We start from the raw sequence: 249 nt of genomic DNA on the forward strand, positions 1-249 counted from the left end.
TATTGAGATGGACGGAGAGCCTGACCATGTGCATCTGCTGGTTGCTTACCCGCCAAAACTGGCAGTCAGTGTGATGGTCAACAATCTGAAATCAGTATCGTCGCGCCTGCTGCGCCAGCAAAACACACATTTACGGACGCAAAGTAAAACGGGGCTTTTGTGGTCAAGGTCGTACTTTGTCTGTAGCACCGGAGGGGCAACGATTGAAACACTCAGAGCCTACGTTCAGAGCCAGTCAACGCCTGATTG

1 protein-coding gene is annotated in these 249 nt (G+C 51.4%); it reads left to right on the forward strand.

The features are described from left to right. Positions 1-249 (forward strand): IS200/IS605 family transposase (gene tnpA, locus BHE89_RS02570; RefSeq protein WP_128860284.1); only part of this gene is annotated, 249 nt, incomplete at both ends.

This window comes from Shigella sp. FC1967 (genome assembly GCF_001743005.1).
Lineage (GTDB): Bacteria > Pseudomonadota > Gammaproteobacteria > Enterobacterales > Enterobacteriaceae > Proteus.